Source organism: Alcaligenes phenolicus (assembly GCF_032063905.1).
GTDB classification, from domain to species: Bacteria; Pseudomonadota; Gammaproteobacteria; order Burkholderiales; family Burkholderiaceae_B; genus Alcaligenes; species Alcaligenes phenolicus.
On the sequence record NZ_DAMBOE010000001.1, the window covers coordinates 177,792 to 183,791 of the forward strand.

Sequence of the window (6,000 nt, forward strand, 5' to 3'; positions counted from 1 at the left end):
ATGCTTTCTTTTTACAGGAGTCCGCCTTATGCGAGTCCATCTTTCTTTGCCATCCTTGCTTGCTGCTTTGATGATGCAAACGGCCTGGGTTTTTCCTGCTCAGGCTCAACAGAATGTCCTTTCCATTACGGAGAATGCCATGAGCACGCTTGCCAGCCCTTCTATTGATGCCTTTATTCCGGAAACCCATGCCCAGGTCATGAGCAGTCAGGTCAGTGCGGATGGGGAGGCCGTTGTATTGACGCGCTATGAGCGCAAGGACGGACGTAATGCCGGTCTGGAAGGCGAGCACTTTAGTTCGGTAATTGCGCCGTCAGGTCGCCTTAAAGGTTTTGCCAATGTCTCTCTGGACCTGGTGGGTCGCCCTTTGCCAGACAGCCAGCGCAGTGAGGAAATCGCACGTGAGTTCCTGCAGCAGTATGCACCTGACTTGTTGCCTCGCATGGAAATTCATTGGATCGACAAGCATGACGAACCGATTCGCGTGGAACGTAATGGCCGTGTGGAGACGGTCACCTTGACCGGGATGAAGGTGAAGGCCAGGAATCTGGAGGATCGTCTGTGGTTCTGGGTGATTGTGGGCCCGGATGAGCAGCCTATGATCTTTGAGCGTGACATCACATGGATTACCTTTCCCGGGCATAGGCAAACTGAAAAATGGCTGCATGACAGCTGGCTGAAGAAGCAGCCCAAGGAAAGTTCGAGTGGCTCCAAAGTGGGCTAAGGGCCTGCGCGGTGTGATCTGAATAGAACAGGGCGCGACTGCTTGCGGTCGCGCCTTTTTCGTCGGTATGCGTTTTTTTTCAATAAAGGCAGACAGCCTGCCCTGGACTTTTCCTGCGTGCCTTGGCAGGCTTTATTTCATATATGGAATATCGTTTCTTACCATATTTTTAATCTTCCCTCTTTTTAAGCGGACAAAACTGTCCGTATAATTTCGGAATGAAAAACCGGAATTTACCTAATCGTTCTGATGCCTTGGAACGCCGGGAACTGTTGCTGGATGCGGCCAATACGGTCTTTAGCAAGTGTGGTGTCACGGCTCCTTTGGATCAGGTCGTGTCGCAGGCGGGGGTGGGGCGGGCAACGCTGTATCGCAATTTTCCTGATCGGGCTGCCTTGATGGAGGCGTTGCTGATACGGGCAGCAGACCGGATTGAAGAGCGCTTCTTAAGCAAGCGCAAAGGCAATGCCCAGGACTTCAAGGTCTTGATGCAGGTGCTGGCAGGGTTCGCGCTGGAGTCAGCTCCCATGTCCGATTACTGGAAAGCGATTGATCCCAATCACCCCACCATTGTGGGGGTGCGCGCACGTTTGATTGATCTGGCACGCGAACCTTTGGCAATGGGGCAGGCTGCCGGGCAGTGCAACCCGGCCTTGCAGCCCACGGATATTCCCTTGTTGATTGGCATGCTGGCTGCCAGCTTGCGGGGGCGCACGGACAAGGAAAGGCTGCTGTTCGTAAAACGCTCGCTGAAGTTCTTGTGCGAAGGCGTGTTGTTGCAGGTGGACCGTAATGCTCCCGATTGGGAGCCTGAATGAGTCAGTACATCAAGCCGCATCCACATTGGGAAGACCATGAAAAGCCCTTCATGCCGGGCTCGCCATCGGCCCCTCACCACGAATCGCATATACGCGTGGCCTATGGTCTGGTCGCGATTCTAGTTGGTTTGACAGGTGGTTTGGGTAATGCTCTGGTGTCGGTGAATTTGCCCACCCTGCAAGGGGAGCTGGGGTTGACGCCCTCCGAGGCTGTCTGGTTGCCTGCTGCCTATGCCATGGTCAATATCACCGCCAATTTGCTGGTGTTCAAGTTCAGGCAGCAATATGGCATGCGCCTGTTTGCCGAGATAGGCCTGGGTTTGTATGCCGTTCTGGCCTTGCTGCACCTATCCATTAATAGCGCTGAGTCACTGATTTTTCTGCGCGGTGCCAGCGGGTTTTCTGGTGCGGCGGCCAGCACCCTGGGCGTCTTGTATATGCTGCAAGCTTTCCCCAGACGCCTGCTAGGCAAGGCTCTGGTGCTGGGAGTAAGTATCACGCAAATGGCCACGCCCTTGGCCTGGGTGCTGTCGCCGTCCTTGATAGAGCTGGGGAATTGGCACGGCTTATATAGCTTTGAGGCGGGCATGGCCTTGTGCTCCTTCGCGGCAGTGGTGCTGCTGAAGTTGCCCCCCGGCTATCAGATCAAGGCGTTTGAAAAACTGGACTTCCTGGCTTTTGCCTTGTTTGCTCCGGCTGCCGGTTTGCTGATCGCATTCTTGACGCAAGGCTATATCCGCTGGTGGTTCAACGACACAAGCCTGGCCTGGATGGCGATGACGTCCTTGTTCCTGTTTACTGTCTGCTCGTTTCTGGAATATCACCGCGTCAATCCTTTGCTGAAAGTGCGGTGGTTGGCGCAGGGTTCCACCATTTACTTTGCCGTTGGTGCCATGATTCTGCGCTTCATTACGACCGAGCAGAACTACGGCATGGTCAATATGCTGCGCAGTTTGGGCATGGGTTCGGAGCAGATGCAGCCTTTGTTCTGGGTGGTGTTTGTGGGCATTGTGTGCGGCATTGTGCTCAGCGCCGTCACCTTTGGGCCCAGGACGATTCTGGTACAGGTGTTTGCCGCGATTTTGCTGATTGGCGTGTCCAGCTTCATGGATTTTGGGCGTACCAGTCTGGACCGCCCGCAGGATTTTTTCTATAGCCAGTTCGTGCTGTCCATTGGCGCCGGTATGTTCATGGGGCCCTTGGTGATGATTGGCTTCAAACAAGCCTTCAAGTATGGCCCTGACCATATTGTGACTTTCATCGTGCTGCTCAATGTCACCCAGACCTTGGGCGGATTGATGGGCACCGCGTCCTTGAGCACTTTTCAGCAGCAGAGACAGCAGCATCATTACGCCGCCATTGTCAGTCATGTGAATGTGGCTGAACCCTTGGTGGCTAATCGACTGAAGCAGCAGCAACAGGCCGTGGCGCCAATAGTGACTGACCCCGTGTTGCGGGCGGCGACGGGCACGGCCCAGCTGGCACAGATTGCCCGCCGGGAAGCCAGTGTCAGGGCGTACAACGATGTTTTTCTGTTGATTGGCATTCTGGCGACGGGCTTTTTGTTATGGCCCGTGCTACTGGCCGCTGGCCCTGCTATTCAGTCCAGACGAACGCAAGCCGCTGCTGGTACTTCTTCGAATTCTTAAACCTGGTCCGTATTTATGAGTCAAGACACTTCATCTGGAAATCAGGATCGCAATAGTGAGCTTGCCGCGCCGACAGACTCGGATAACGATGGCAAGCTAGGTCCGAACACTGCACCTTCGTCGCCTCCCAAGGTTATCAAGCCCAGCAAACGCAGCGTTATTGCGATGGCCTTTGTATTGCTGGGTGGGGTGCTGTTGATCTTGTGGGCTTGGAACCTGGGGCCGTTCAACACCACTCGCGTCACCACCGACAACGCCTATGTACGTGGGCAAATGACGGTGCTGGCACCGCAGGTGAGCGGTTATGTGTCCGAGGTGCTGGTGCAGGACTTTGAGCGAGTCCAGGCGGGCCAGCCTTTGGTGCGCATTGATGATCGCATTTATAAAGAGAAATTGCATCAGGCGCAGGCTCAGCTGGATGCGGCTTTGGCCGAGTTGGCGAATCTGGATCAAGCCCAGGCACAGAACCGGGCCAGTCTGGATGCTCGCAAGGCGGCCTTGGTGTCGGCTCAGGCTGAAGCCCGTCGCTCCGAGGCGGATCGTAATCGTGCCAGGGAATTGGCAAACAAAGGTTCGATCTCGGTGCGAGAGCGCGATCAGGCTGTAGCGACTGCCGAGCTGGGACGCGGCAATATGCTGCAAGCCAAGGCGAACATTGCGATTGCCCAGGAAACCATCAAGTCCACCGAGGTGGCTCGGGCGACCTTGCAGGCCAAGGTGAAGTCAGCCGAGGCGGCTTTGGGGCTGGCTCGTATTGATTTGGATAACACCGTAGTGACTGCGCCCGCAGCCGGTCAGATCAGCGAAGCGTCTGTGCGCCAGGGCCAGTATGTGACGGCGGGTTCGCAACTGCTGTTTCTGGTGCCGGATACCCGTTGGGTAGTGGCGAACTTCAAGGAAACGCAGACGGCGGGTATTCATGTGGGGCAGCTGGCACGATTCACTGTGGATGGTCTGGATGGCACAGAGTTTCAAGGTCATGTAGAGCGCATTGCCCCGGCTACGGGCTCCGAGTTTTCTGTGCTGCGCGCGGATAATGCCAGCGGCAACTTCACCAAGGTTGTTCAGCGCTTGCCGGTACGCATTGCTATCGATGCGGATCAGCCCGGTATGGAGCGTTTGCGACCCGGCATGTCCGTGATTGCCAAGGTGGATATTTCGGATAAGCCAGATCAAGCAAAACAGGAGCATGAACAATGAGCCTGTCTGCAAGAACGTATGGCATGGCCTTGTTAAGTGGCGCGGCGCTGTTGTCTGGCTGTATGCCTGCTTACCGGGCCACACCCGAGCAGGCGCAAGTAGCCGTGCCATCCGGGTGGATAGGAGCATCCTCTGAGGGCACAGTCGTTGATTCGGCCTGGTGGAAAGCCTTTAACGATCCCGGCTTGAGTGCGCTTGTAGAAGCTGCCTTGGCACGTAATAACGATATCTTGAGTGCCGCGACGCGCATCGAACAGGCCAGGGCCGCGGTGCAGTTGGCGGATTCGTCCTTGGGCCCTTCCTTGTCCTTTGACACCGGCGCGCATGCAGAGCGGGCCTTGGGGCCTGGCGGCATGGCAATCAGTCGTGCGGTACAGCCTGCCGTGCAATTGAATTGGGAGCTGGATCTATGGGGGCGCTTGAGTTCGCAGGCAAAAGCGGCCGAACTCAAGCTGTCTGCCACGCAGGCGGATTACGATGCCATTGCCTTAAGCGTGGCCTCCGAGACGGCACGTACCTATATTGCCTTGCTGGGTCTGGAAGCGCAGTTGCTGCAGGCCAAGGCCACCTCTACCTCCCGGACAGAAGCCTTGCGCCTGGCGCAGGAAAAGTTTGATGCGGGCTATATCTCCCAGCTGGAGTTGACCCAGGCCCAGTCCGAGCTGGAAGCGGTAGAGCAGCATATTCCACAGCTGGAGTTGGCGATTAGCCGTCATCACAATGCCTTGCGCCTTTTGACTGGGGAACTGCCTGCGGTTTATCAGCAGAATGCCAGTTCCAGCTTGTCGGCCTTAGAGCTGCCTGCACCGGGCTCTGGCTTGCCGTCCGAGCTGCTACGCCGCCGTCCTGATATTGCGCGAGCAGAGCTCGGCTTGGCTTCCAAGGACGCGTCCATGGCAGCCAGCCGGACTGCCTTTCTGCCACAGGTTTCCTTGTCGGCACGGGCAGGGGCTTTGTACGTCAGCGCCTTGAGTTATGACCCGACCAAGATCTGGAGTTTGGGTGGCAGCATTCTGGCGCCAATTTTTGACCGTGGCCGTTTGCAGGCGCAGTTTGATTCGGCAACAGCCCAGCGCGATGAGGCGGCCTTTGCGTATCGTGGCGTTGTTTTGACAGCCTTTTCCGAAGTGGAAAACGCTTTGGCGGGCCAGCGTCGTTTTGCGGAAGAGTTAAGCCACGTGACCGTTCGTCGGGACGTCCTGAAGCGCTCCTTGGAGCACGCCCGCAATCGCTATGAGGCTGGCTATGCGTCTTATCTGGAACAACTGGATGCGCAGCGGAATCTGTACGAGGCAGAAAATCAGGTCATCGCCGTGCGGGAAAGCCAGTTGCAGAATATGGTGGATCTGTACAAGGCACTGGGCGGTGGTTGGGATTATGAAAAGGCGATGAAGCGGGAGTAACTTGAAAGGGACGGTAGGGGGGCTTTGTCAGGTGGAACATGTGTGTTCTGATGCTGCCAGGGGTCTGAACCTTGGCCTGCGTTTGCAGCAGTAGCAACAGCAACAGCAACAGCAACAGCAACAGCAACAGCAACAGAAAGGAGCAACTCCGCCTTCCTTCCTTCCTTCCTTCCTTCCTTCCTTCCTTCCTTCCTTCCTTCCTTCCT

Annotated in this window: 5 protein-coding genes and 1 pseudogene; 5 read left to right on the forward strand and 1 reads right to left on the reverse strand. The window is 56.3% G+C overall.

All coding sequences use genetic code 11. The features are described from left to right. Window positions 1–28: 28 nt before the first annotated feature. From U2949_RS00785 to U2949_RS00805, 5 genes are all read left to right on the forward strand, one after another. Entirely contained in the window at window positions 29–724 is a 696-nt protein-coding gene (locus U2949_RS00785; RefSeq protein WP_321285604.1) for a hypothetical protein, read from the forward strand. 218 nt (window positions 725–942) lie between these two features. Then, window positions 943–1,542, forward strand: a complete 600-nt coding sequence (locus tag U2949_RS00790; RefSeq protein ID WP_321285606.1) for a TetR/AcrR family transcriptional regulator — start codon at window positions 943–945, stop codon at window positions 1,540–1,542. Then, entirely contained in the window at window positions 1,539–3,191 is a 1,653-nt protein-coding gene (locus U2949_RS00795; RefSeq protein ID WP_321285608.1) for an MFS transporter, read from the forward strand. Before U2949_RS00790 ends, U2949_RS00795 begins: the two co-directional genes overlap by 4 nt. Window positions 3,192–3,206: 15 nt before the next feature. Next, complete coding sequence (locus U2949_RS00800; RefSeq protein WP_321285613.1) at window positions 3,207–4,391, forward strand: HlyD family secretion protein; 1,185 nt, start codon at window positions 3,207–3,209, stop codon at window positions 4,389–4,391. After that, window positions 4,388–5,794: an efflux transporter outer membrane subunit gene (locus U2949_RS00805; protein ID WP_257723558.1), complete on the forward strand. Its 1,407-nt coding sequence runs from the start codon at window positions 4,388–4,390 to the stop codon at window positions 5,792–5,794. The genes U2949_RS00800 and U2949_RS00805 overlap by 4 nt, the downstream gene beginning before the upstream one ends. Here the strand turns inward: U2949_RS00805 and U2949_RS00810 are convergent. After that, a pseudogene (locus U2949_RS00810) lies at window positions 5,767–6,000 on the reverse strand (hypothetical protein); the annotation flags it as partial. The gene U2949_RS00805 and the pseudogene U2949_RS00810 overlap by 28 nt on opposite strands.

Bases quoted from the DNA above. Each gene is read 5' to 3' on its own strand.
- U2949_RS00785 (WP_321285604.1), top strand. From the start codon at position 29: ATGCGAGTCCATCTTTCTTTGCCATCCTTGCTTGCTGCTTTGATGATG.
- U2949_RS00790 (WP_321285606.1), top strand. From the start codon at position 943: ATGAAAAACCGGAATTTACCTAATCGTTCTGATGCCTTGGAACGCCGG.
- U2949_RS00795 (WP_321285608.1), top strand. From the start codon at position 1,539: ATGAGTCAGTACATCAAGCCGCATCCACATTGGGAAGACCATGAAAAG.
- U2949_RS00800 (WP_321285613.1), top strand. From the start codon at position 3,207: ATGAGTCAAGACACTTCATCTGGAAATCAGGATCGCAATAGTGAGCTT.
- U2949_RS00805 (WP_257723558.1), top strand. From the start codon at position 4,388: ATGAGCCTGTCTGCAAGAACGTATGGCATGGCCTTGTTAAGTGGCGCG.